The sequence below is a fragment of the Microbacterium esteraromaticum genome (assembly GCF_014084045.1).
Classification (GTDB): Bacteria; Actinomycetota; Actinomycetes; order Actinomycetales; family Microbacteriaceae; genus Microbacterium; species Microbacterium esteraromaticum_D.
Map to the genome: position 1 here is coordinate 181,601 of NZ_CP043732.1, position 25,350 is coordinate 206,950.

The 25,350-nt window shown below is 68.1% G+C and carries 20 protein-coding genes and 1 pseudogene; 6 read left to right on the forward strand and 15 right to left on the reverse strand.

Going from position 1 to position 25,350, the window contains the following annotated elements; all coding sequences use genetic code 11:
* Positions 1-57: 57 nt before the first annotated feature.
* From FVO59_RS00875 to FVO59_RS00890, 4 genes are read right to left on the reverse strand one after another with little or no spacing between them, the layout of a single operon-like run.
* Positions 58-918, reverse strand: a complete 861-nt coding sequence (locus FVO59_RS00875) for an ABC transporter ATP-binding protein (RefSeq protein WP_182253733.1) — start codon at positions 916-918, stop codon at positions 58-60.
* Positions 915-1,736 carry an ABC transporter ATP-binding protein gene (locus tag FVO59_RS00880; RefSeq protein WP_220465688.1) on the reverse strand — a complete coding sequence of 274 codons (822 nt, stop codon included), beginning with the start codon at positions 1,734-1,736 and terminating at the stop codon, positions 915-917. Before FVO59_RS00880 ends, FVO59_RS00875 begins: the two co-directional genes overlap by 4 nt.
* Positions 1,733-2,587, reverse strand: a complete 855-nt coding sequence (locus FVO59_RS00885; RefSeq protein WP_182253735.1) for an ABC transporter permease — start codon at positions 2,585-2,587, stop codon at positions 1,733-1,735. Before FVO59_RS00885 ends, FVO59_RS00880 begins: the two co-directional genes overlap by 4 nt.
* Positions 2,584-3,558 carry an ABC transporter permease gene (locus tag FVO59_RS00890; RefSeq protein WP_182253737.1) on the reverse strand — a complete coding sequence of 325 codons (975 nt, stop codon included), beginning with the start codon at positions 3,556-3,558 and terminating at the stop codon, positions 2,584-2,586. The genes FVO59_RS00885 and FVO59_RS00890 overlap by 4 nt, the downstream gene beginning before the upstream one ends.
* A gap of 314 nt (positions 3,559-3,872) precedes the next feature.
* Between FVO59_RS00890 and FVO59_RS00895 the strand changes: the two genes are divergently transcribed.
* The 4 genes from FVO59_RS00895 to cofE are packed head-to-tail and all read left to right on the forward strand — an operon-like array spanning position 3,873 to position 7,080.
* Positions 3,873-4,583 carry a GntR family transcriptional regulator gene (locus tag FVO59_RS00895; protein WP_182253739.1) on the forward strand — a complete coding sequence of 237 codons (711 nt, stop codon included), beginning with the start codon at positions 3,873-3,875 and terminating at the stop codon, positions 4,581-4,583.
* 22 nt (positions 4,584-4,605) lie between these two features.
* Positions 4,606-5,325 carry a 6-phosphogluconolactonase gene (gene pgl, locus FVO59_RS00900; RefSeq protein ID WP_182253741.1) on the forward strand — a complete coding sequence of 240 codons (720 nt, stop codon included), beginning with the start codon at positions 4,606-4,608 and terminating at the stop codon, positions 5,323-5,325.
* Entirely contained in the window at positions 5,303-6,313 is a 1,011-nt protein-coding gene (locus FVO59_RS00905; protein ID WP_182256406.1) for a TIGR03557 family F420-dependent LLM class oxidoreductase, read from the forward strand. Before pgl ends, FVO59_RS00905 begins: the two co-directional genes overlap by 23 nt.
* Positions 6,310-7,080 carry a coenzyme F420-0:L-glutamate ligase gene (gene cofE, locus FVO59_RS00910; RefSeq protein WP_182253743.1) on the forward strand — a complete coding sequence of 257 codons (771 nt, stop codon included), beginning with the start codon at positions 6,310-6,312 and terminating at the stop codon, positions 7,078-7,080. Before FVO59_RS00905 ends, cofE begins: the two co-directional genes overlap by 4 nt.
* An 80-nt stretch (positions 7,081-7,160) precedes the next feature.
* Here cofE and FVO59_RS00915 read toward each other — a convergent pair whose 3' ends face one another.
* From FVO59_RS00915 to FVO59_RS00960, 10 genes are all read right to left on the reverse strand, one after another.
* Positions 7,161-8,459 (reverse strand): NAD(P)/FAD-dependent oxidoreductase, encoded by a 1,299-nt coding sequence (locus FVO59_RS00915; protein WP_182253745.1) that lies wholly within the window; start codon positions 8,457-8,459, stop codon positions 7,161-7,163.
* Positions 8,460-8,496: 37 nt separating this feature from the next.
* Positions 8,497-9,036 (reverse strand): type 1 glutamine amidotransferase domain-containing protein, encoded by a 540-nt coding sequence (locus FVO59_RS00920; protein ID WP_182253747.1) that lies wholly within the window; start codon positions 9,034-9,036, stop codon positions 8,497-8,499.
* Positions 9,033-10,088 (reverse strand): phosphoglycerate dehydrogenase, encoded by a 1,056-nt coding sequence (locus FVO59_RS00925; RefSeq protein ID WP_182253749.1) that lies wholly within the window; start codon positions 10,086-10,088, stop codon positions 9,033-9,035. Before FVO59_RS00925 ends, FVO59_RS00920 begins: the two co-directional genes overlap by 4 nt.
* A complete protein-coding gene (locus FVO59_RS00930) occupies positions 10,085-11,722 on the reverse strand; it encodes a thiamine pyrophosphate-dependent enzyme (protein ID WP_182253751.1) in 1,638 nt (545 codons plus the stop codon). The genes FVO59_RS00925 and FVO59_RS00930 overlap by 4 nt, the downstream gene beginning before the upstream one ends.
* A 65-nt stretch (positions 11,723-11,787) precedes the next feature.
* Entirely contained in the window at positions 11,788-12,780 is a 993-nt protein-coding gene (locus FVO59_RS00935) for a D-2-hydroxyacid dehydrogenase (protein WP_182253753.1), read from the reverse strand.
* Positions 12,777-13,805: an LLM class flavin-dependent oxidoreductase gene (locus tag FVO59_RS00940; protein ID WP_182253755.1), complete on the reverse strand. Its 1,029-nt coding sequence runs from the start codon at positions 13,803-13,805 to the stop codon at positions 12,777-12,779. Before FVO59_RS00940 ends, FVO59_RS00935 begins: the two co-directional genes overlap by 4 nt.
* Before the next feature lie 88 nt (positions 13,806-13,893).
* Positions 13,894-14,091, reverse strand: coding sequence for a tautomerase family protein (locus FVO59_RS00945; protein WP_182253757.1), 198 nt, complete (start codon positions 14,089-14,091; stop codon positions 13,894-13,896).
* Positions 14,092-14,220: 129 nt separating this feature from the next.
* A complete protein-coding gene (locus FVO59_RS00950; RefSeq protein WP_182253759.1) occupies positions 14,221-17,043 on the reverse strand; it encodes an FAD-binding and (Fe-S)-binding domain-containing protein in 2,823 nt (940 codons plus the stop codon).
* Positions 17,040-18,491 (reverse strand): aldehyde dehydrogenase family protein, encoded by a 1,452-nt coding sequence (locus tag FVO59_RS00955; protein WP_182253761.1) that lies wholly within the window; start codon positions 18,489-18,491, stop codon positions 17,040-17,042. The genes FVO59_RS00950 and FVO59_RS00955 overlap by 4 nt, the downstream gene beginning before the upstream one ends.
* A gap of 54 nt (positions 18,492-18,545) precedes the next feature.
* A complete protein-coding gene (locus FVO59_RS00960; protein WP_182253763.1) occupies positions 18,546-18,908 on the reverse strand; it encodes a cupin domain-containing protein in 363 nt (120 codons plus the stop codon).
* 93 nt (positions 18,909-19,001) lie between these two features.
* Between FVO59_RS00960 and fgd the strand changes: the two genes are divergently transcribed.
* Positions 19,002-20,027, forward strand: coding sequence for a glucose-6-phosphate dehydrogenase (coenzyme-F420) (gene fgd, locus FVO59_RS00965; protein ID WP_182253765.1), 1,026 nt, complete (start codon positions 19,002-19,004; stop codon positions 20,025-20,027).
* 81 nt (positions 20,028-20,108) lie between these two features.
* On the opposite strand, the gene FVO59_RS00970 is transcribed toward fgd, so the two are convergent.
* A complete protein-coding gene (locus tag FVO59_RS00970) occupies positions 20,109-21,263 on the reverse strand; it encodes a heparan-alpha-glucosaminide N-acetyltransferase domain-containing protein (RefSeq protein ID WP_182253767.1) in 1,155 nt (384 codons plus the stop codon).
* 59 nt (positions 21,264-21,322) lie between these two features.
* Between FVO59_RS00970 and hrpA the strand changes: the two are divergent.
* A pseudogene (gene hrpA, locus FVO59_RS00975) lies at positions 21,323-25,326 on the forward strand (ATP-dependent RNA helicase HrpA).
* Positions 25,327-25,350: the final 24 nt, after the last annotated feature.

Sequence of the window (25,350 nt, forward strand, 5' to 3'; positions counted from 1 at the left end):
CTGCACGGGCGCAGCCGTCCTCCAGGTCTCCTTCGATCCGGTGACGGATGTCCGTGATCATCCTTCTTCGTGCTCCGGCTCGGAATTCTCGTCGACGAACCACGCCGGCGGCTCCAGCTTCGGAGTGGACTTGAGAAGGGTCTGCGTGTACTCGTTCTGCGGGCTCAGGAAGATGTCGCCGACACTGCCCGCCTCGACGATGTCGCCGCGGAACATGACGACGGCACGGTCTGCCAGTGCTCGAACGACCGAGAGGTCGTGCGTGATGAACAGGATCCCCATGCGCCGCGTGTGCTGCAGAGTCCGGATCAGTTCGATGATCTGCACCCGCACTGAGACGTCGAGCGCCGAGGTCGGTTCATCGGCGACGAGGTACTCAGGCTCGTAGAGCAGGGCGCGGGCGATCGCCACGCGCTGCTGCTGTCCGCCGCTGAGCTCGTGCGGATACCGTCGCAGGTAATCCGAGGCCGGCGAGATGCCGACTTCCTCCAGCGCCTCTGCTGCCCTCCTCTGCGACGCAGCCCGGCCGACGCCTGCCTGGCGAGCGGCGTAGCCGAGGATCGACCCGACGGTCCTCTTCGGGTTGAGGGACGCGGCCGGGCTCTGGAACACCATCTGGACGGTGCGACCGAAACCAGGGCGCAGCCTCCGACGACCCGACCGCGTGACACCGCCGATCCTGACCTCCCCGGAGTCCGGGCGCTGCAAGCCCACCATGACGCGCCCCAGCGTGCTCTTGCCGCTGCCGCTTTCGCCGACCAGTCCGACGATCTCGCCGCGTCCGATGCTGAGCGAGATGCCGTTCGCTGCGACGACACGGTTCCGTCCGCCACGCCCGGTCTTGAACTCCACTCGGACCTCATGCAGGTCGAGCCGGCTGGCCTCCGCTGCATCCTGCCGTGCCTCGTTCGTCGTCATCGCTCTCCCTCCGCGGCGATCGGCGCGTCGTAGATGGCTCGCATGGCGCGCATGAGCGACCGCGTGTAGTCGTGCTGCGGTCGCCACAGGATGTCCTCGGTAGCGCCGTTCTCGACGAGATCGCCCTGGTACATCACGTACATCCGGCTGCAGACCTGCCCGATCGCGGCGAGATCGTGAGAGACGAGCAGCACAGCGACGTCCTCTTCGTGTGCGAGCCGCTTGAGCAGGCGAAGCACCTGGTCCTGGATCGTGACGTCGAGCGCCGTCGTCGGCTCGTCGGCGATGATGAGGCCCGGGTTCTTCGCCAGCGCGCATGCGATGATCACACGCTGCTTCATTCCGCCGCTGAGCTGGTGGGGGTACAGCCGGCTGAAGTCGCTCGTACCCGGCAACCCGACGGACTCCAGCAGCTCGAAGACGCTGCGGGTCCCGTCAACGATGGCCTCCGCTATCTGCTCGCCGACGCGCATCGTGGGGTTCAGATGCGCGTTCGGATCCTGGAAGACGTACGAGAGGTCGGTGCGCAGCGCCTGTCGGCGCGCGCCGGTGTCCGCACCGACCAGTTCCCTCGACATGAGCTTCACGCTGCCGCTCACCTCAGGGCGAAGCCCGGGTGCGAGCAGTCCTGCAACAGCCCGTGTGAGCATCGTCTTACCGGATCCGGACTCGCCGACCAGGCCGACCACCTCACCGCGCCGCAGCATCAACGACGCATCGCGCACGGTCTGCACGCGTCCGGCGCCGAAGGGGTTGATGCTGACATCCAGGGAGTCCACCGAGAGCACGACCTCGTGATGTTCGGCTGCCGCGTTCACAGCGCTCTCCTTCCCGCGCTACCACGATTTCCTGCGGCGTCGCCGATCACGTTGAAGCACAGCACCATGATCGCGATGCATATGCCGGCGGGGATGCTGAACCACCACGCGTCCGCCAGGTACGGCTGCGCACGACGCAGCACGGCACCCCAGCTGGCCGTCGTCGGATCGCCGAGGCCGAGGAAGCTCAGTCCGGCTTCCAGGAGCATTCCGCGCCCCACGTCGAGCGCGGCCTGCACAGCTGCCGCCGGGATGACCAGGGGGAAGATCTCGAGAAGGATGATCCGCCACGACGGCGTTGCAGAGATGCGGGCGGCGTCGACGAACTCCGATGATCGCAGGGCGAGGAACTGCCCCCGCACGATCCTCGCGGACTGCGGCCAGATCGCGAGGATCACAGCCACCGCCGTGAGGGTGGAGTCCCTGCCGATCACGGCGACAATCACCAGGGCGATGAGCATCGCCGGCATGATCTGGAACACCTCGGCGATGCGCATCAGGATGTTGTCCACGGCGCCGCCGACGTACCCCGCTATCCCGCCCACGAGCAGACCGACCACAAGGGACCCCAGCCCGGCGGCGATGCCGATGAAGAGCGAGACCCGAGCTCCGTAGACGATCTGCGAGAAGAGATCTTTGCCCACGTCGTCCGTGCCCAACCAGTGCGATGCCGATGGAGGCTCGAGGATGTCGTTCGAGATCGCGAACGGATCGATGGGGGCGATGACGGGTGCGAGCAGCGCAGCGAGCGCGAAGAGCCCGACAGTGATGATGGCGCCGATGGTGAGCGCGTTCGGCCTGTTCCTGCGCACCTTGCGGGCTGCTCTCTGAACCACGATGGCCTCGGTCATAGCGACGTCGCCTCCCTGACTTTCGGATCGATTACGCCGTAGACGATGTCGGTGATGACGTTGACGACGAGCGTCACGACGGCCACGACCACGACGACTCCGAGCACCACCGCGGTGTCACGACGAGTGACCGAGTCGTACAGCAGCGTGCCCATTCCCGGCCAGCCGAACACCTTCTCGACCAGGACGGAGCCGCCGATCATGGTGCCGAAGGTGTACCCGAAGACCGTCACGACGGGAAGCAGCGAGTTGCGCACGACGTGCCGGCGAACGATGCGGGAGCGCGTCATGCCCTTCGAGACCGCGGTCAGCACGAAGCCGGAGTTCAGCACGCCTCCCGCGCTTGCGCGCGTCATCCGGATCATCAGGGCGGTCTCCGGCACAGCCATCGCCGCTGCGGGCAGCAGAAGATGCGAAAGCACATCCAGCGCCTGCTCGAATGGAGTGCCCTGGAACCCGATGGTCGTCATGCCCTGTGTGGGCAGCCAGCCGAGGCTGATGGCGAAGACCATCACCCCGAGCAGAGCCAGCCAGAAGGTCGGAATGCTGAAGGCGACGAGCGCGAGGACGTTGATCGCCGTGTCGACGAAGCGCTTGCGCGTGGTCGCGGCCCACAGGCCGAGCGGCAGGCCGATGGTCAGAGAGAGGATGCTCGCCGCGACGACGAGGATCACCGTGGCGCCGAGGTGGTCGACCACCAGCGGCAGCACCGCTTCGCGGTTCGCGAAGGAGAAGCCGAGATCGCCGCGTGCGACGCTCCAGAGGTAGTTCAGGTACTGCACGATGAACGGCTTGTCGATTCCCAGCTCAGCGCGACGTTGCGCCAGGTACTCCTCGGATGCCGGGTAGTCGCCGATGGTCGCCGTGACGATGTCGCCGGGTGCGAGCGATACCAGGATGAACGTGAGCGTCACGACCCCCCAGAGCAGAGGGACGACGTACAGGATGCGGCGGAGGATCGCCAAGAGCATTTTCCGTCACCCCTTCGTTGGTGGTTCGGACGGAGTGGTTACCTCGGACAGGTCGGACTCCTTTCGGCCGCACCCGATCGGGACGGACACGTCGGATTCGCATCAGATCTGATCGGGTGAATTGGTCTGTGACATGTAGCATGTAGCATGTAGTAGGTCGAGTCAATACCCTCGAGAAGAATGAGGGACTCGAGGTGCAGAGACGTCTATGCTCGGCGTCTCACCCGCCTCGGGAGATACTGGCGGTCACAAACCTGCTGCTGTGGGGCCGAGCGTCCTGAGCAGTCAGAGCCCACAAGGAGATCGGGGACACCATGTCACAGACGAATTCGCTCGGCGACGCGGCGGAGAGCGGCGCGGGGCTGCATGCCATCGGCCAGCGACCGTCCCGCACGCAAGAGGTCTTCGAGGCTCTGCAGCTCGCCATCGCCCGACGCGACCTGGCGCCGGGAAGCCTTCATTCCGCAGCGGAGCTCGCGGAGACCTTTGGTGTGTCCAGGACGCCGGTTCGAGAAGCGCTGATCGACCTCGCCTCACGGGGGATCATCCGATTCGAGCGGAACCGGGGAGTTCGAATCCTGCGCTCGACGGCCGACGACCTGCGCGAGATCTTCGAGTTGCGCCATCTCCTCGAGGTGCATGCCGCTCGAGTGGCGGCGACCTCGATGAGCGAAGGAGACATCGCTCGGCTGCGCGCCGCTTTCGAGGCGCTCGAGAAGGCCGGCGATGAGAAGGACGACCGCAGCTACTGGGCAGCAGACCGCACCTTCCACCACATGATCCTGCATGCGGCGGGCAACGAGCGCCTGACGAACATCATCGGCATTCTCCGTGAGTCGATCCTGGTCCCCGGAGCGACCAGCGCCGGCAGAACCCGCTCGCTCACGCAGATCACCGATGAGCACCGAGTGATCCTCAGCGGCATCGCATCAGGCGACCCGGATCAGGCCGCTGAGGCCATGCGCGTGCATCTGCAGAACACCGCCGAGAATCTCATCTCGCAGGAAGAGGACGCCGAGCGCTGACGCCGGCCGAGCAGGAGGTAGCATGCCCGAATACGTGGAACTGACCGATTCCGCCGCGGTCGCAGACGACGCCGCGATGCGCACAGTGACAGCGCTGCGGGACGCGATCGCGGAGCGAGGGAGCGCGACGTGGGTGCTGGCCGGCGGCTCCTCCCCCGCCGCCGCGTACCGGATCATCGCCGCCGAGCATTCGGACGCGCTCGACTGGGCGCGCGTGAGTGTTCTCATGGGCGACGAGCGAGTCGTCCCTCACGACCATGCCGATTCGAACTGGGGCCAGTTGAGCCCGCTCCTCACGGCGAGCCCTCGCGTCGGGGCGATCCACGGGATCGCTCCCGATACGTCACTCGATCCGCAGTCGTCCGCGACCGAGTACGGCCGACGCATCGAGGCGCAGCTCCAGCCGCTGCGATTCGACGTCGTCTGGCTCGGGGTGGGTGAAGACGGCCATACCCTGTCACTGTTCCCCGGGCAGGAACCCGTCTGGAACTCGCCCTCACTGGTCACCGCCGTGACCGACTCCCCGAAGCCGCCAGCCGAGCGCATCACGCTGACCCTCGCAGCGCTCGACCATGCGCAAATGGTCCTCGTCTTCGCCACCGGCGCGGGCAAGCGCGATGCACTGAGTCGCGCTCGAGCGGGAGAAGACCTGCCGATCGCGGTCGCCTCGGCACGCGCCGAGGCCGCCGGCGCGCGCGTCGCCTGGCTGTACGACGATGATGCCCGTGACCGCCGGCGCTGAGATCACCATCGGCTTCGCGCCGATGCTCCAGCAGTTCCGTCCGGACGACGCGATCCGTCACTCCGTGGAAGCGGCTGAGTCGGGGTTCGGAGGGATCGTCCTGAGCGACCACTTCCAGCCGTGGCTGCCGCAGCAGGGCAACGCGTCGTACATGTGGAGCGTGATGGGAGCCCTCGGGCAGCAGGTCTCGGTTCCCCTGCTGGGCGTGACGACCCCCGGTTACCGCAGTCACCCTGCCGTGACCGCCCAAGCAGCCGCGACGATCGCCGTGCTGTACCCCGGACGCTTTCAGCTTGGACTCGGATCGGGCCAGTCGCTGAACGAGCACATCGTCGGAGAGTACTGGCCGCCAGCGAACGAACGAGTCGAGCGACTGTTCGAGTCGGTCGAGCTCGTGCGAAAGCTGCTCGGCTCCACCAGACGAGATGTCAGACACGACGGCGAGCACTTCCGTCTCGAGCCGGCGCGACTCTGGACACTGCCGGACGAGCCGCCTCCCGTCGTCGTGGCGACGTCTGGCCCGGTGGCCGCGCGAAGGGCCGGCCGCGTCGCCGATGGCATCATCACGGTGCAGAGTCCGCCCGACCGGCTGCAGTTGATGCTGGACCGTTTCGAGACCGGGGTCGCGGAGTCGGCGACCTCGGGCCCGAAGCGGCGGATGATCCAGCTCCACGTCTCCTGGGCCCACACCCGCGACCTCGCCCTCGAGCATGCGAGGGAGGAGTGGGCCCACGGCGGTCTGCGCTTCCCGACCGCGGACATCCGCTCTCCCTACGATTTCGCCATGATGACCAAGCATGTGGAGGACGCGGATCTCGCCGACCGCATGCTGATCTCATCCGAGCCCGAAGAGCATCGCGAGCACATCCAGCGCTACGTGGATCTCGGGTTCGATCATGTGTACGTCCACAACGTAGGCCGCAACCAATCGGAGTTCATCCAGATGTACGCCACCCATGTGCTTCCCGAGATCGGCCGTCGCCGATGATCACCGTCTGGCCGCTGCAGGGCATCCCGGAAGTCCGAGCGGGAGACGACCTGGTCGAGCTGGTACTGGCGGCAGCCGGCGGCTCCCTGCAGGATGGCGACATCCTCGTCGTCACCTCGAAGATCGTCTCGAAGGCAGAGGGACGCATCGTTGCGGCGGTGGATCGCGAGGACGCCATCACATCCGAGACGGTGCGCGTCGTGGCGACCAGGCCCCGCGCTGACGGGACGAGCACGCGCATCGTGGAGAACCGGCTCGGCATCGTCGGAGCCGCCGCCGGCGTGGATGCCAGCAACGTCGCCGAGGGGACGATCCTGCTTCTCCCGATCGACCCCGATGCGTCGGCGCGATCGTTGGCAGAGGGCATCCGCCGTCACGGCCCCACGGTCGGTGTCCTTCTCAGCGACACCCTCGGCCGACCGTGGCGGGACGGACAGACCGACATCGCCATCGGCGCCGCTGGGGTCCGCGTCTTCGACGACATAAGGGGAACGACCGACACAGCGGGAAAGCAGCTGGTCGTCACCCTCCCCTGCCTGGCTGATGAACTCTGCGCAGCCGCAGATCTCGTCAAGGGGAAGACCAGCGGCTGCCCGGTGGCCGTCGTCCGCGGGCGCCCCGATGTCGTCGGCCCGCTGGATCTGCCCGGCGCACGCAGCATCGTGCGCTCGTCCGACGACGACCTGTTCCGCCTCGGGTCCGCCGAAGCCGAGGCTGAAGGATACGCGCGGGGGTTCGCCGCGGGTCGAGCGGCCGCAGGGTCCTGATACCGGCAGATGCAGACCGCGGAACGGATGAGGGACCGGAGCGAAGCCGCCGCCGGTCCCTCGTCCTTCCCGTCGGGGTGTCAGAGATGGGCGTGCGCCTGAATCGGACCCTCGTCGAACCTCGACACCCGGAAGTCGGCTATGTCGATCGACGGTGCTCGATCCGTGGCCAGCTCCGCGGCGACCTTGGCGACGCCGGGACCGATGCCGAACCCGTGGCTGCTGAGGCCCGTAGCGAGGATCAGCCCCTCGATCCGGGGAACAGCGGAAATCACGGGCAGCGCATCGGGTGTGACGTCGACGGTGCCGCCCCACATCCGCGCGATACGCGACCCGCGCCATTCCGGCACCAACGACATGAGGTTCCGGTGCGCCATCTCGATCTTCCGGCGGTTGGCCGGTGGATCATCCATCCGTCGCCAGTCGAACAGCGCCGCGCCCCGTGTCGCCCCGGTGAGGCGTCTTCCGAGATCCTGGAACGCCACCTCGTTGAGGTGAAGCTGGATCATCTTCCGGTTCCTGAAGAAGTTCGGCAGGAACAGACGGAGGTCACCAAGCGTGTCGATCGCGAGATCGTAGTCGCTCCAGGCGGCGCTGCCGAAGATCACCGAGCCGTCGGATGTCTGGCTGAACCCCACGGACGGGACGTGCACGGCCAGGTCGGTGACATGGGCCACCGGATTGGTCCTGGCAGCAGTAGCGCGGATCCAGCGGACGGGTATCTTCACGCCGAGGGGCCGCGTCAGCCTTCCCGACCACGCACCGGCCGCAACGATGACGCGCGCCGCGTGCCGAGGTCCGGCTGTCGTGTCGACACCGGTCACTCGACCTGCCGAGACACGGATGCCCGTCACCGTCACACCGGTCTCGATCGTGACGCCTCTTCGGGCCGCCGCAGCCGCGATCTCTCGAGTTGCGACGCCCGGATCGGCGTGGCCGTCGGTCGGCGTCATCAATCCGCCTGCCCACTCGCCGGTCAGCGAAGGCAGGAGCGAGCGCACGTCCTCGGGGCTCAGCAGCTCGGTTCCGAACGCCTGGTCTGCGCGGGTCTCGCGCATCCACCCCCGATACTTGTCGAGGTTCTCCTGGTCCGGCGAGAGGTAGACCAGGCCGGACTTCACGACAGTCGAGGACGCGCCGATGTCATCGCGGATGTCGTCCCAGATCTTCGATGACATCGCCGCGAGGGGCATCTCAGAGATGTCACACCCCTGACGGCGGATGAACCCCCAGTTCCTGCTCGACTGCAGGTCCGATACGGGACCCTTGTCGATCAGACGCACTGAATGGCCTTCGGCCGCCAGATCATAGGCGGCGGTGACCCCGACGATCCCCGCGCCGACGATGATCACGTCGGCGCCGGACTGCGACCCGTTCATGGACGCCTCCTTCCCGGAATGTGCTTCTGCGGAGAGGTCAAGACGACTTCGCCGCCGCGAGCGCCGCGATGATCGGGGGCATGAAGGATGGGAGATCGTCCGGGATCCGGGAGGTGATGATGTTGCCGTCCACCACCACCGCCTCGTCGACGAACGTCCCGCCGGCGCCCTCGATGTCATCGCGGATGGAGAAGTAGCAGGCGATGTTGCGACCACGCACGAGGCGGGCTGAGGTGAGGGCCCAGGCGCCGTGGCAGATCGCTCCGACGGGCTTGCCCGCTTCCCCGATCTCTCGGATGAAATCGATCATCGGAGGCTTGCGGCGCATGTAGTCCGGCGAGAACCCGCCCGGGACGATCACTCCGTCGAACTGATCGGCGGTGACATCGTCGATCGAGACATCCGCCTTGACAGGCATGCCGAGCTTGCCCTTGAAGGTCTCCTGCCGTCCGCTGCCGACGATGGTGACCTCTGCGCCCTCCTCGATCAGGCGGTAGTACGGATACCACAGCTCCGAATCCTCGTAGAGGTCCTCCGCGAGAATGGCCACGCGGACTCCGCTGAGTGTGTTGCTCATGATTCGTTCCTTTCTGTATGTCCTCCTGAGTCGGCCCGTGCGAGCAGGCCTGCTTCCCAGGGCGGCGGGTGTGGGCTGTTGACGACGTCGCGCGGCTTTCGACCGTTCATGACGTCGACCACTGCGTCAGTGGCGTGCGCGACCATGTCGACGATCGCCTCACGGGAGAGACCGCCGATGTGCGGGGTGAGAACGGTCGATCTCGTCAGTCCGAGCAGTGGGCTGTGCACGGGAGGTTCCTCGCTGAAGACGTCGAGTCCTGCACCCGTGATGCGCCCCTCGCGCAAGGCCTCCGAGAGCACCGCCTCGTCGACGACCCCGCCGCGTGAGGTGTTGATGAGGATCGCTCCCGGCCGCATCCGAGCGATCTCATCCCGCCCGATGCATCCGCGGGTCTCCGGTGTGAGCGGCAGATGAAGCGAGAGGATGTCTGCCCCGCTGATCACCTCGTCGAAGTCAGCAGCCCTGACGGCGGGCGGGGGCACGGCGTACGGGTCGTACCCGATGATCTGCACTCCGAATCCCGCAAGCCGCTCGGCCACCAGGCGTGCGATGCGACCGAGGCCGAGAAGGCCGACCGTCTTGCCGTGCAGGTCGCTGCCGAGCCAGGGTTCCGTACGGCGCCACTCCTCGTGTCGCACGGAGGCGTCCATCGCCGGGATCTTGCGCAGCACTGCCAGCATGAGCCCGATCGTATGGTCGGCCACGGCCTCTTCATTCGTGCCGCGCGCTATCGCCACGGCGACACCGTGCTCCTCGGCCGCCTTCAGATCTATCGAATCGCTGCCCACGCCGACACGGCTGATCACGCGCATCTCCGGAACCGCTTCGAAGAACTCCCGCGGAAACGGATCTGTGCTCACGATGGCCGCCTCACAGCCCCGGGCCAGGCGGATCACCTCGTCGACGGAGCGGTCGCGCAGCCTCGGCGCGCGGCGCAGCTCCAATCCGACCTCCTGCAGACGCCGTACTTCCGGAGAGTCCTCCCCGGGGAAGTCCACCCACGTGACGAGGACGGTTCGGGGGGCCGCTGACTCGGAAGAAGCGCTCATGACCACGCCCCGATCTGCGAGGGCGACGTGTGCACCTGGATCACGGCAGGACGTCCGGCCGCAAGAGCGCTGCGCAGCGCAGGAAGGAACTCCTCGTTGGTGCGCACACGATGCGCCGCTGCCCCCATGCCCTCGGCGACGGCGATGAGATCCATGCTCGCCTGGTCGACGCCGATCTCACGCCCGGGAAAGACCCGGGTCTGATGTGCCCGGATGGTGCCGTACGTGGCGTTGTCGAACACGAGGAACACAAGGCGATCGAGGCCGAGACGCACGGCCGTGTGCACCTCGCTCATCGTCATGGCGAAGCCGCCATCGCCGGCTACGGCGAGGACGCGCCGTGCAGGGTCGGCGAACTTCGCACCGATCGCAGACGGAACGGCATAGCCCATCGACCCCGACGTCGTGCCGAGGAAGGTCTTCGGCCTCTCCCAGCGGTAGTAGCGGTTGAGGTAGCTGGCGAAGGCGCCCGCATCGGAGGTGATCACCGCGTCGCCAGACAGCTCCTTCCGCAGCTCAGCGATGGCACGCGGAATGTCGAAGTCATCGCCGGTGGCCGATTCCGGCTCAGTGGATGCGACATACGCGAGATGCGCACGACGAGCGGACTGCCTCCGCCCGTCGAGCACCTCGGATGCCAACGGCGCATCGCGGAGAGCTGCGAGCAGTCGAGCCACCGTGTCTCCCGCATCTCCCACGATGGGCAGATCCGGGTTCCGCACCGGCGACATCGACTCGGCGCTCAGGTCGATCTGCACGAACCGCTGCCCTGCTCCTGGCACGGTGTACCCGAGGCTGGAGAAGTCTCCCATCCTGGTGCCGATGCCGATGACGAGGTCCGCACGTCTCAGTGGCGCCAGAAGCTCCTCCGGCAGCCATGGCAGGTTGCCCGCGAACTGGGCGTGCCCATTCGGGAAGGCATCGAATCGGCGCCATCCGCAGTACACCACGGCGCCGCTCGCCTCCGCGAGGGCGATGAGGTCTTCGCGCATACGTTCATCGCCGCAGCCTCCCCCGATCACGAACGCCGGCGCGTCCGCCGAACGAAGCAGGTCCACAGCCTCGGCCACGTCCGAGTCGGATGCGGCCGGTCGCGGCACGCGCTGTCGAGCGACCTCCACGGTCTCCGTGGTGTCGTAGCCGACATCCTCTGGAAGGCTCACCACGACCGGGCCCGGTCTGCCGGCGCGGGCGAGGTAGAACGCTCGCTGGATCTGCTCCGCTGCGCGGTCGCCCTCTGTGATCTTCACGGCACCCTTGCCGATGAGATCTCCGAGAGCGAGGAGATCCATCTCCTGGAAGCTCTCTCTGCCCTCGTCCTCCTTGGGCACCTGGCCGACCAACAGCACGAGGGGTGTCGAGTCCTGTCGTGCGGCGTGAAGGGCGATCGCCGCATGGGTGACGCCGGGCCCTCTCGTCACCATGAAGACGCCGGGCAGTCCTCGAGTTCGGGCCCACGCGTCCGCCATGAATCCCGCACCCTCCTCATGGTGGGTGGTGACGAGGGTGATCCCCGGCACGTCGTTGAACGCATCGAGCACGGGCAGGTAACTCTCCCCCGGCACGCAGAAGACATGGTCCACGCCTTCTGCGCGGATCGCCTCCACGATGATCCGGCCTACGGTCATACTCATGGGAACTGGGGTTCCTCTCTGTCTGTCTGCGTCATTGCAGTGTGGTCACGAGGTCCGGCGGATCCTCAGGTGTCAAGGGGCGCGTAGCCCATTTCGAGGTCCACGATGTTGCGCAGGGGCTCGCCCTCCGTCCATCGACGGAGGTTCTCCACGAAGAGGTCGACCATCGCGTCCTCCCAGCCCTGGAAGTCCGAGGAGATGTGCGGCGTCAGGATGACGTTCGGCATGTCCCAGAGTTCATGCTCGGGCGCGAGGGGTTCCTTCGGCACGACGTCGAGTGCCGCACCGCGTATGAGTCCGGAGCGAAGCGCATCGAGCAGAGCGTCCTCTCGGATGACAGGTCCCCTGCCCACGTTCACGAGCACAGCATCGGTCGGCATGGCGGCGAACTCGGCGCTGCCGAACATGCCCGCCGTCTGCTCGGTCAGCGGCGTCGCGAGCATGACATAGTCCGCAGTCGCGAGCACCTCATGCAGGTCGTCCTGGACGACGACCCGATCGAAGTGCTCCACAGGTGCGACTCGGGCGCGTCGTCCGACTCCGGTGACGGACATCCCGAGCGCGTGCGCTCTGCGAGCCAGCTGGCGGCTGACCTCACCCATGCCGACGATCACGAGACGTGCTCCGGAGAGCATCCTCGTCTCGACCGGTCGCCAGACGCGGGCCGTCTTGTCCGCGCCGAAGCGAGGCAGCTCCTTGGCGAAGGCGAGCATGAAAGACAGCGCGAACTCCGCCATCGACTCCGCGGTCACCCCACGCGAGTTGGTGAAGCGGATGCCCCGGTCGCGCACCTCGTCGGAGAGCGAGGCGTCGACGCCGACGGCCGCCACATGCACCCAGCGCAGTGCGGAGAGTCTCCGCGCTGCATCGGGCACGACCGTGGAGCGGAAGTTCCACACGAACACCGCTTCGGCATCCTCCCACTCCGCGGTGATCTCGCTCGCGTCGGTGACGAAGCCCAGTTCCGCGAGCCCGTCCACCTTGTCCCTCAGGCCCGGCGGCTCCGCCCCGGAGGGGCGGAGCGCAACCAGGATCTTCGGGCGTCGAGCGTCGCTCACTTCGCCGCGGCGAGCGGGACGACTTCCTTGGCGAAGCGCGTCATGTGCTCGATGCCGAATTTCGAGTCCTCCCACCCGTGCAGGTAGAAGTCCAGGACGAGGTGGTCCACTCCCGCGTCCAGGTTCTCGCGGAGACGCTTGGCAGCCTGCTCCGCGGAGCCGATCATCAACCGCTCCTCGGGGCGGTTGAGCGTCGGGTCGTCGATGCGGGTCAGCGCCTCATCGAAGGTGATTCCGTTGATGCGCGCGAGCAGGCGCGGAAGCGCCCAATCCTTCATCCAGGCCTCATCGTCGCTGATCATGCCGTAGTTCACGGCTGCCAGCTCAAGGGGGGTCGTGCGGCCGAACTCCTCGTCCTTGGCGCGCAGAGTCGGCAGCAGCTCGTTCTTGATCTCGTCGGGAGTCGGGAAGAGCGGGTAGAACGCATCCGCCCACTTGGCGGTCCGGTTGAGGGACTTCTCCCCGCCACCGACCCACATCGGCAGCCGCTGCTGCACGGGCTTCGGAGTGATCTCAAGCCCGGTGGAGTCCCAGATCCGACCGGCTTCCGTGATGTCCTCGCCGTTCCACAGCTGACGGAAGGTCGACATCGCCTCGTCCATCCGGCGGCCGCGCTCGGTGGTCTTGACCATGCCGACCGAGAAGTCCTCGTCCCACCAGCCCAGCACGGGAACAGCCACGGCGCGCCCGTTCGAGGCGTTGTCGAGCGTCGAGAAGTACTGCGCCCAGACGAAGGGATGCAGCGTCGGCGCGACGAACTCGAACGCGACCTTGATGCGCTTCGTCTCGCGCGCGATGATGGGCATCAGCACCAGGGGATCGAACAGGTATCGGGTGCCGAAGGCCGCGAAGCTCGCCGTCTTGGGCATGGTGAAGTGCCACGGCACGTGGATGGCTTCGAATCCCAGCTCCTCCGCCTTCTGCGCGAACTCCACCATGGAGTCGATGGTCGGGCCGTCGGCGCCCCACGGGAAGAGGTACACCCTCAGCTTCTTGAGGATCTCCTCGACGCTGTCATCTGCCATTTCTCGTCCTTTCTCGTTCTCTGTCCCGCCTCGCCTCGTGCGCTGCGGGCTCGTCTCTCAGCGCCTGCCGCCATGGCAGGCGGCTCGGTCAGTCGTCGGGCAGGTTGAGGTGCTTGTGGAAGGTGGTCCCGTGCGTGCCCCACATCTTGGGGCTGTGCTCCACCAGCAGGACCTGGACGTTCTCCAGGCGCGCGCCATTGGCGACCATGACATCTGTGATGCCGGCGATGATCGCCTCCCGCTGGTCCTGACTCCGACTTGCGATATCAACGCGTACGAATGCCACTGATCGTGCCTCTCTTCCTTGAGCCTCACGGTCCGAACCGCCTGATTCGAACCAGCCACCTCATTCGGTGACATCTAACATGTTACATGCAAGTCCTGTGGAAGGGAAGGTTCCATGCGTCCGAAGTAGTCACTTCTCCGCGCCGCCGACCAGCAGCTCGGCCAGGGTCCTCCCCTGCACATCGGCCAGCTGCTCGGCCTGAGTCCGGCAGGAGAAACCGTCTGCGAGGAACACGCTCTCGGTGCCCCCCGCGCGCAGCGCAGGCAGCAGCGCGAGCTCCGCCACAGCCACGGAGGTCTCATAATGCCCCTGCTCCATCCCGAAGTTGCCCGCCATTCCGCAGCATCCCTCGAGCTCCTGCACCTCGGCTCCACTGCGCGCGAGCAGGCGGCGATCCGCCTCGAACCCGATCACCGCGTGGTGATGGCAGTGCGGCTGCACGATGAGGGTGAGATCGCTCAGATCGGGCGGGGACCAGCCCGGAGTCCGCTCGAGCAGCTCCGCCAGCGTCACGGTCGCAGCCGCCACGCTGCGCGCACGCGAGTCCTCGGGCAGCAGCTCACCCAGATCGCTGCGCAGTACGGCCGTGCATGACGGCTCGACACCTACGATCGGCACGCCGTCAAGCGCGTATGGGGCGAGCCCGTCCACGAGCTGACGCAATCGCCGCCGCGCGCCGTCGAGCTGGCCCGTGCTGATCCACGTCAGACCGCAGCACAGCTCTCCCCGGGGCACGATGACCGTGTAACCCGCGTCGTGGAGCACGCGGCGCATCGCTACGACGGACGCGGGCCGGAAGGCCGCGCTGAACGAATCGCCCCAGAGGACCACTCGCCGCTCGTCGCCCGGCTGCGCCCCGGCGTCGCCCGGCTGCGCCCCGGTGTCGCGCAGGGCGCGCCGCGCGGCGCGGGACGCGAAAGCAGGAACGCCGCGGCGAGGGTCGATCCCGCCCGCGCGAAGAAGGGCTCGTCGCAGCGGGGCCACCTTCATCACGGCGTTCACGACACCCGGTGCGATACCCGCCAGCCGCGCCCAGCGTGGCAGCCAGCCGAGCAGGTAGTGCGCGCGCGGGCGCACGCGGCCACGGTAGCTGCGGTGCAGAACCTCGGACTTGTACTGGGCCATGTCGACACCGGCCGGGCATTCGCTCGAACAGGCCTTGCAGCTCAGACAGAGGTCGAGCGCCCCATGCACCTCGGCGGCCCGCCACCCGTCTTCGATCAACGAGCCGTTGGCCATCTCCTGCAGTGTGCGGGCTCGGCCACGGGTGACGTCGTTCTCGTCTCCGCTCACCCGGAACGACGGGCACATGAACCCGCCGTCCACAGCGCGGCACTTGCCCACGCCCACGCAGCGATGCACCGCCTGGGTGAAGTCGCCACCGTCGTCCGCGAACGCGAAACCTCCCGAGCTCAGGAGGGGAAGTGCCGCGGGCCGGCGCAGATCGGCGTCGAGTGGGGCCGGCTCCACGATGATGCCGGGGTTGAGCACGTCATCGGGATCGAGGAGCGCCTTGAACCGGCCGAGCAGCTCGAGTGCCTCGGCCGAGTACATCTTGGACAGCAGCTCGCCTCGCGCCCGTCCATCCCCGTGCTCGCCGGACAGCGACCCTCCGTGCGAGATCACGAGGTCCGCGGCATCGAGCATGAACCGGCGCATCGCATCCGCGTCGGATGCCAGCGGCAGATCCAGGCGCACATGCACGCAGCCGTCCCCGAAGTGTCCGTATGGCAGACCTTCCACATCATGCCGGGCCATGAGCGCCTCGAAATCGCGCAGATAGGCTCCGAGGCGCGCGGGCGGCACCGCGGCGTCCTCCCACCCGGGCCATGCTTGGGCACCTGACGGCGTGCGGCCGGCGAGGCCTGCGCCGTCCTCGCGAATCCGCCAGAGCCTCGCCGACTCGGCGCCGGCAGGCAGGAGTCGTGAGGAGATCGCACCGGCATCCGCGACGAGGGCGCGTGCGGTGGCCAGCGAGTCCTCCTGCGTTGCTCCGCCGACCTCGATGAGCAGCCAGCCGCCCCCTGCCGGCAGCTCCGGCACGGAGCCGGAGCCGCGATGGCGACGGATCACATCGACCAGCCGCGCGTCGAGTCCCTCGATCGCGAGCGGGCGATGCGCGAGCAGCGCCGGGACGGCATCCGCGGCCGCCGCCATATCGGGGTACCCGACAACGACGAGCGCAGGAGCGGCGGCGATGGGCACCAGCCGGATCCTCGCTCCCAGCGTCACGGCGACAGTGCCCTCGGTGCCGACCAGCGCTCGTGCCAATGACGATCCGCGCTCCGGCAGGAGGTGCTCCAGGGAGTATCCGCTGACCTGTCGCCCGAAGCGTCCGAACTCCGTCCTCAGCGTGCCCAGGTTCTCCCTCACCAGCCGCGCGAGTCCGGGCACCGGGGCCAGATCGTCTGCGGCGATGTACCGGCTTCCGCGGCCGTCCACGACATCGAGCTCGACCACGTTGTCAGCGGCGCGCCCGTAGGCCAGCGCGTGCGCCCCGCACGCGTTGTTGCCAAGCACCCCGCCGATCGTCGCGCGGGTGTGCGTGGACGGATCTGGACCGAAGCGCAGACCGTGGACGCGGGCTTCGTCGTTGATGCGCGACAGCACGGCTCCCGGCTCGACGAGTGCGGTGGCACCATCGGCGTCTATCTCCCGCACCCTGTTCAGATGCACCGAGGTATCGACGACGATGCCCGGACCGATCGCGTTGCCGGCCACAGACGTGCCCGCACCGCGCATCGTGAGAGGAACGCGTCGCCGACGCGCGAGATCGACGACGGCCAGCAGGTCATCGACATCGCGCGGCGCGACGACCACCTGCGGGGGAACACGGTAGTTGGACGCATCCGAGGAGTACTGGGCCCTTCTGGCAGCGGACGCCCAGACCTCACCTGCGACGGCCGCCGTCAGCTCATGGGCGAGATCAGCGGCTTCTGCGGCGGGGGTCATGGCCTGACGTACGCGGTCTTGAGCTGCGTGAAGAACTCCCTGGCATGGGTGCCCTGCTCCTTCGGTCCGTGACTGGAGCGCTTCCTGCCCCCGAAAGGCACGTGGGGGTCGACTCCAGCCGTGGGAAGGTTCACCATGACCATCCCGGTGTCGGAGCGGCGCTGGAAGTCGGCGGCGCGTGCGAGCGAGGTGGTGCAGATGCCGGCGACCAGGCCGTACGGCGTGTCGTTGGCGAGCTCGACCGCGTGGTCGTAGTCCTCAGCGCGCAGCACTCCGGCGACGGGTCCGAACACCTCCTCCCGGTTCAGGGGGGCGGAGGCAGACAGGCCCTCTACGACGGCCGGCCGCAGGAAGTGGCCCGCCGTGCTCCCCTCCACGAGATCCCCTCCGTGGACGATCGCGTCCGCGTGGGCCCTGGCGCCGTCGATGTACCCGAGATCGATGCGCAGCTGGCCGGCATCCACCACCGGACCGATCTCCGTGTCCGGATCGAGCGCGTGGCCGACGCGCAGCCGGAGAGCCCGCTCACGGAAAGCGGTGACGAATCGCTCGTAGACCGCGTCCATCACGATGATCCTGCTGGACGCCGTGCACCGTTGCCCCGTCGCGAAGAACGCGCCGTCTATGGCGCAGGCGACCGCGATGTCGAGGTCGGCGTCGTCCGAGACGATCAAGGCGTTCTTGCCCCCGAGTTCGAGCTGCACGGGGCGCAGCGCCGTGGCGCCGGCCTGCGCGATCCCGACACCGACGCTCTCCGATCCGGTGAAGGTGACGGCGTCGATGCCCTCGTGCCGGGCGAGCGCGTCGCCGATCAGAGCGCCCGATCCTGTGACGAGGTTGAACACGCCAGGAGGACATCCCTCCTCCTCGATGATGCGCGCGAGCGCGGCGGCGCTCGCTGGCACCAGGGCCGCCGGCTTGAGCACGACGGTGTTCCCGTATGCGAGGGCGGGTGCGCATTTCCACGCCGGGATCGCGATCGGGAAGTTCCATGGGGTGATCACGCCCACCACTCCCAGCGGTTCGCGATGGACGGTGACCGTCACCCCCGGACGCACCGAATCCTGGTGGTCTCCGGTGAGCCGCAGCGCCTCCCCGGCGAAGAACCGGAAGATGTGCGCCGCGCGGGTCACCTCGCCCCGAGCTTCATTCCGCGTCTTGCCCTCCTCGCGCGCGAGGAGCTCGGCGAGGGCGTCAGCATCGGACAGGATGCGGGCGGCGACGCGCTCGAGCAGATCGGCACGCACCGCGGGCGACGTGCGGGACCAGCGCGGGAAGGCTTCGCGTGCGGCTTCCACCGCGAGATCGAGCTCGCCGATGCCGGCGATGGCGAACCTGCCGATGACGTCCGATCGATCCGATGGGCTGATGTTCTCGCGGTGCTCGGCGGCACTCCTCCATTCACCGCCGATGAGGGTGCCGAATTCAGGCGCGCTCGTGTCGGTCACCGCTGACCTCCTCCCGGTCGCACCCCGCACGCCCGGCCTTCGGGGGGTTCCTTCTCATGCCTCATCCGGCTTCTCGATCGCCGTGTACACCTTGCGTACGGGCTGCTCGACATACCAGGTGCCGATGTATCCGCTGTGCACATGGAGCACCGCGCCGGGCTCGATGATCGTGGTCGTTCCGTCGGAGTGCTCGATGCGACCAGCTCCGCTCACGAAGTGCATGAACTCGGAGATCCCCTTCTTCTCCGATCGGAACACTCCTGGCGTGCACTCCCAGATGCCGATCTCGGTGTCACCGTCACGGTGCAGCACACGCTTGGTGGCCTGCGGGTCGCCCTCCAGGATGATGGGCGGCGCTGCCGACGGGGCCAGGTCCTCGCCAACGACATCCGTCAGGGTGTAGAAGGTGGTCATCATCGCTCCTCTTCTTTCACGACCGCGTCGACACTCGATTTCACGGCCTTTTACGTGTAACATGTAGCATGCTACTTGAGAAAGGACTCAATGCAAATGGGCAGCACGACACTACGACTCGGCTACAAGGCCTCCGCCGAGCAGTTCGGTCCCCGCGACCTGGTCGACTTCACCGTTCTCGCCGAGGAGATCGGGCTCGACTCCGCCATGGTCAGCGACCACTTCCAGCCGTGGCGATACAACGGCGGGCACGCCCCGTTCTCGCTGGCCTGGCTCGCCGCAGCCGGCGAGCGCACGGAGCGCATCACCCTCGGCACGAGCGTGCTCACGCCGACGTTCCGATACAACCCGGCCGTCATGGCTCAGGCCTTCGCCACATTCGGCTGCCTCTTCCCCGGTCGCGTCATCCTCGGCGTGGGCACCGGCGAGGCGCTGAACGAGATCGCCACCGGATACGTAGGCGAGTGGCCCGAGTTCAAAGAGCGGTTCGGCCGTCTGCGCGAGTCGATCGACCTCATGCGCAAGCTCTGGACCGGTGAGCGCGTGGATCACGATGGCACCTACTACCGCACCGTCGGCGCCTCGATCTACGACGTGCCCGACACGCCGATCCCCGTGTACATCGCCGCGGGCGGTCCTTTCGTCGCTCGCTACGCGGGTCGGCACGGCGACGGTTTCATCTGCACATCCGGGAAGGGCATGGATCTGTACACGGAGAAGCTCATGCCGGCAGTCGAAGAGGGACGCGCCCAGTCGAGTGACCCGGAACGCACGGTGGACAGGCTGATCGAGATCAAGCTGTCGTATGACCGGGATCCCGAGACCGCCCGGGAGAACACCCGCTTCTGGGCCCCGCTGTCACTCACGCCCGAGCAGAAGCACAGCATCGACGACCCCATCGAGATGGAGAAGGCCGCCGATGCGCTGCCCCTTGAGCAGGTCACGAAACGGTGGATCGTCGCCTCGACACCCGAGCAGGTCGTCGAGCAGGTGGCACCGTACGTGGAGGCAGGATTCAACCACCTCGTGTTCCACGGCCCCGGCCATGACCAGACTCGCTTTCTGCACCAGTTCCGCGACGACCTCCTGACGCCGCTGCGCGAACTCGGCGACCGCGCCTGAGAAGTCCTCGGGGAGGCTCTGCCGGCGACCACTGCTCGGCAGAGCCTCCTGCATGTCCGCCCGGCGACGGCATCGGCCGCTCTACCCAGCCGACGCCGCCGCCCGTGCGATGCGCGCGGTGAGGCGCTCGAGCGGGCCACGTCCCTCAGCCATCGACCAGAGTGTCGTGAGCGCGAGCAGCACCACGGAACTGCACAGCCAGATCAGGTTGTCGCTGATGTGACCAGCCGGCGACGCGATGACGACATACGACACGACGTGCGCGGTGTATGCGGTGAGCGGCATGGACCCCAGCGCGGCGAACGGCAGCAGTACGGCACGCAGCGATTCCGAGGCGAGCACGCAGGCGGCGATGACCATCACCGCGACGCCGCCTGCGGCGAGGATGTCGGCCGTCCCGCCGCTGTGCGGGTCGACGGCGAGCAGTGCGCGCAGCACCGCGCCGCCCGGTTCCATCTCGCGGAAGCGGTCGGGGTAGCTGTCCCAGCCGGCGCTCGTGAACCCCGTTGCGGAGTCGCGCGGGTCGAACGCGTCTTCCGAGCGCACGCCGACGCTGCGCCCCACTGCACCGAGCGCGTGCCCTGCGATCACCGACGCGGCGCCGGCGCCGAGCATCCATCCGGCCGTGCGGATCGACCCGATACCGAGGCGTCCGAGCGCCATCCCGGCGAGCGCGTAGACGAGCCACACCGTGAGCGGATAGCCGCCGTACAGCGCGAAGGCCACGCCCTGCCCGCTCGGGCCCAGTCCGAGCGCGGTCACCAGCGCGAGAACGGCGGGTCCTCCCAGCGCGAGAGCCCCGGCGACGACCAGCAGCGTGCGCGCCCGCCACCGCAGCGCGGGAATGAGAGCGATGTACAGCACGCCGTACAGGGTGAGGATGATCGCGATCGGAGTGTGCAGCAGCTCGAGCAGCAGCCCGATCACGAAGATCGTCGCGCCGCGCCCCACCAGCCCGAGCCGCAGCGCCGGCAGCCGCTCGGGCGGCGGCCCGGCCTGCGCACCGGTCATGAGCGCCACCGACACCCCGGCCAGCACCGCGAACAGCACAGACGGATGCCCGTGCACGAGGCTGCTCCACGTCGAGGGATCGCTCGGATCGAGCCGATCGCCGACCTCGCCGAGGTGCGCTCCGATCATGCCGAGGATGGCGAGCGCCCGCGCCACATCCAGGCCCATGATCCGTGGGGCGCGGCCGAACCCGCGGAACCAGTCGCCCGCCGTCGCGTGCACCATGGGGCGATCATGCCAGACCTGGCCGATCCGGTGACCGTATCGGCATACGATGGAGGGCTATGTCTTCGCCCGTGATCTCCTACCCGCCGGAGCTGCCGGTCAGCGCGGCGCGCGACGAGATCGCCGCTGCGATCCGTGACAACCAGGTCGTGATCGTCGCCGGTGCCACCGGCTCGGGCAAGACCACGCAGCTGCCGAAGATCTGCCTCGAGCTGGGCCGAGAGCGCATCGCGCACACGCAGCCGCGCCGCCTCGCCGCGCGCACCATCGCCGAGCGCGTGGCAGAAGAGCTGCACGTCGCCCTCGGCGACCTGGTCGGGTACAAGGTGCGCTTCACCGACCAGGTGTCTGACGCCACGCGCATCGCGCTGATGACCGACGGCATCCTGCTGAACGAGATCCATCGCGACCGGCACCTGACGCGCTACGACACGATCATCATCGACGAGGCGCATGAGCGCTCACTCAACGTCGACTTCCTGCTCGGCTATCTGCGGCGGATCCTGCCGGAGCGTCCCGATCTGAAGGTCATCATCACCTCGGCGACCATCGATCCCGAGAGCTTCGCGGCGCACTTCGCGGACGCGAGCGGCGAGCCCGCGCCGATCATCGAGGTGTCGGGTCGCACCTACCCTGTCGAGATCAGGTACCGACCCCTCATCGACGAGGCGTCCGCAACTCAGGAAGAACCGGCCGCAGCACCGGCGAATGCGTCGCGGGGGCACGGCTCAGCCCGGGACGTCCTGCGTTCTGACCGCGCCAAGGCCGACCCCGAAGACGAGGTGACCGCGATCGTGGGGGCCCTGCGCGAGCTCGACCGCGAGGCGCCGGGCGACGTGCTCGTGTTCCTTCCCGGTGAGGCGGAGATCCGCGACGCGGCCGACGCCGTGCGCGGTGCGTACCGCTCGGCGATCGCGCCGGTGGAGGTGCTTCCGCTGTACGGCCGTCTCTCCGCGGCCGAGCAGCACCGCGTGTTCGAGCCGTCGAAGGTCGCCGGTGTCCGCCGCCGTGTCGTGCTCGCGACCAACGTCGCCGAGACCAGCCTCACCGTGCCCGGCATCAAGTATGTGGTCGACACCGGCACGGCCCGCATCTCGCGCTACAGCGCCCGTTCGAAGGTGCAGCGGCTGCCCATCGAGGCCGTGTCGCAGGCATCCGCCAACCAGCGCTCGGGACGCGCCGGACGCACCAGCGACGGCATCGCGATCCGGCTGTACAGCGAAGACGACTTCGACAGGCGGCCCGAGTTCACCGAGCCCGAGATCCTGCGCACGTCGCTCGCATCTGTCGTGCTGCAGATGCTCTCGCTCGGCTTCGGCGAGATCACCGAGTTCCCCTTCCTCACTCCCCTGACTCGCGCGGAGTGAAGGCCGCACTCGATCTGCTCACCGAGATCGGCGCCGTCGACGTCGCGCGCGGCGCGCAGCCCCGGCTCACCAGGATCGGCCGCGACATCGCCCGCATGCCCATGGATCCGCGGTTCGCACGGATGCTGGTCGCCGCTGCTGCGCGCGGCGGCGGCGTGCTGGCCGATGTCATGGCGATCGTCGCGGGTCTATCGATCCAAGATGTCCGCGAGCGCCCCAGCGCCGACGCCCCGCAGTCGGTCCGTGATGAAGCCGACCGGATGCACGCGCGCTTCGTCGACCCGACCAGCGACTTCCTCACCCTGCTGAACCTGTGGAACCATCTGCGCGAGCAGCAGAAGGAGCTCGGCTCCAGCGCTTTCCGCCGCATGTGCCGCAGCGAGCACCTCAATTACGTGCGCGTGCGCGAGTGGTTCGACGTGCACCGTCAGCTGCGCACGCTCGTGAAGGCGCCGAAGGACGCGGCACGGGACGGCGGCGCATCGGATCCGGATGCCGTCCACCGGGCGGTCCTCTCCGGACTGCTGTCGCAGATCGGCATCCTCGACGAACGCACGACGGCCGGCAGCGCCAACAAGGCGAAGGGCGAGAAAGGCCGCCGCATAGCCGAATACCGTGGCGCCCGCGGCATCCGGTTCTCGATCTTCCCCGGCTCCGGCCTGCGCAAGAAGTCCCCGCAGGCCGTGATGGCGGCCGAGATCGTCGAGACGTCTCGCACGTTCGCCCGCACGGTCGCCGCGATCGACCCCGCCTGGGCCGAGTCGATCGCAGGCGATCTGGCGAAGCGGCAGGTCACCGAGCCGCACTGGTCGAAGGATGCCGGCGCCGCGGTCGCGTACGAGAAGGTGACCCTGTTCGGCGTCGAGATCATCCCGAAGCGCCGGGTGCAGTTCGCCCGCATCGACCGCGCAGGCGCCCGCGAGCTGTTCCTGCGGCACGCCCTCGTCGAAGGCGAGTGGGATCCGTCGAGAATCGACAAGCGGGTCGGCGCGTTCTGGCGCGCGAACGCCGAGCTGCGGCGCCGTCTGGAGAAGCTCGAGGAGCGCGAGCGTCGCCGCGACATCCTCGCCGGCGACGAGTCCGTGTATGCGTTCTACGACGAGCGCATCCCGCGTGACGTGTTCGACGTGCGCTCCTTCGAGAAGTGGTGGCGAGACGCGCTGCAGACCACGCCGAAGCTGCTCGTGATGCGCGAGAGCGACCTCGTCGACGACGACAGTCGCTCGGACCAGGGCGAGTTCCCGACCCGCTGGCAGCAGGACGATCAGGTGCTGGGACTCGCGTACCGGTTCGAGCCGGGAGCCGAGGACGACGGCGTGAGCGTCGTGGTGCCGCTGGCGCTGCTGCAGCAGATCCGCGACACCGGTTTCGACTGGCAGGTGCCTGGGCTGCGCGCAGAGCTGATCACCGCCCTGCTGCGAGCGCTGCCCAAGGCGATCCGCCGCCACGTCGTGCCCGCCGCCGACTGGGCCGAGAAGTTCGGCGAGCAGCTGGCCGCCGAGGGCCCCGAGCACCGCTCCGGAGTACCGGAGCGGTCGCTCAAGGAGGCGCTGGCGCGGCTGATCCAACCGCTCGCCAACCAGCCGGTCTCGGCCGCCGACTTCGACGACGCCAGGGTGCCCGGCCATCTGCGTGTCAACTTCCGCGCGGTCGACGAGCGAGGCAGGATCGCCGGGTCCGACCGCGACCTCCCCGCGCTTCAGCAGCGGCTGTCAGACCGATCGCGGCAGAGCGTGACCCGCTCGCTGGCACGGCCGGATCCGGCGCGCACGCCACTGCCGCGCCGGAAAGCGGAACGTGTCGCCGACGCGTCCGGCCGAGAGGCCATCGAGCGCGACGACCTCACCGACTGGACATTCGGCGACCTTCCCGAGCTGCTCGACACGAAGGTCGCCGGCGGCACGGTGCGCGGCTACCCGGCGATCGTCGACCGCGGCTCGTCCGTCTCCGTGCGGGTCGAGGCGACCGCGGATGCCGCCGCCCTGGCCACCCGCGACGGCGTCCTGCGCCTCGTGCTCTTGAACGTGCCCTCGCCTGCGTCGTACGTGCAGAGCCACCTGACCGCGCCCGAGAAGCTCGCGCTCGCCGCGTCGCCCTATCCGAACGCGGCGACCCTCATCGAGGACGCCAGGACAGCGGTCGTGCGCGCGCTCATCGACGAGCGCGTCCCCAGTGGCATCATCCGCACCGAGGCGGAGTACCGGCGAGTACGCGACGAGGTGAACGCCGAGCTCGTCGACCGGCTCTTCTCATGCGTGTCACTGGTCGCGAGGATCCTCACGAAGAGCCGCGACGTCGAGCGCGGCATCAAGTCGCAGAACTCGCTCGCCCTGCTCGGACCGCTGAACGACATCCGCTCTCAGCTGAGCGCGCTGATCCGCCCCGGCTTCATCTCGGCGACAGGGATGGAGCGGCTCGCTCACCTGCCCCGCTACCTCGACGGGATGCTCGAGCGGCTGAAGACCCTCTCGAACGAACCAGGCAGGGACCGTACGCGGATGACCGAGTACGAGCGCGTCGCGAAATCGTTCGAGGACGCCGGCGGAACCATCCCGCTCGCCGCAGACGCTCCCGCGCACCTGCAGGAGGTGCGCTGGCTGCTCGAGGAGTACCGGATCAGCGTCTTCGCCCAGCGCCTCGGCACCGCGCAGCCGGTGTCGCCGCAGCGCATAGCGAAGGCGCTCGGCCGGTCGTGACGCGCAGCACGCGCTGACAGCCCG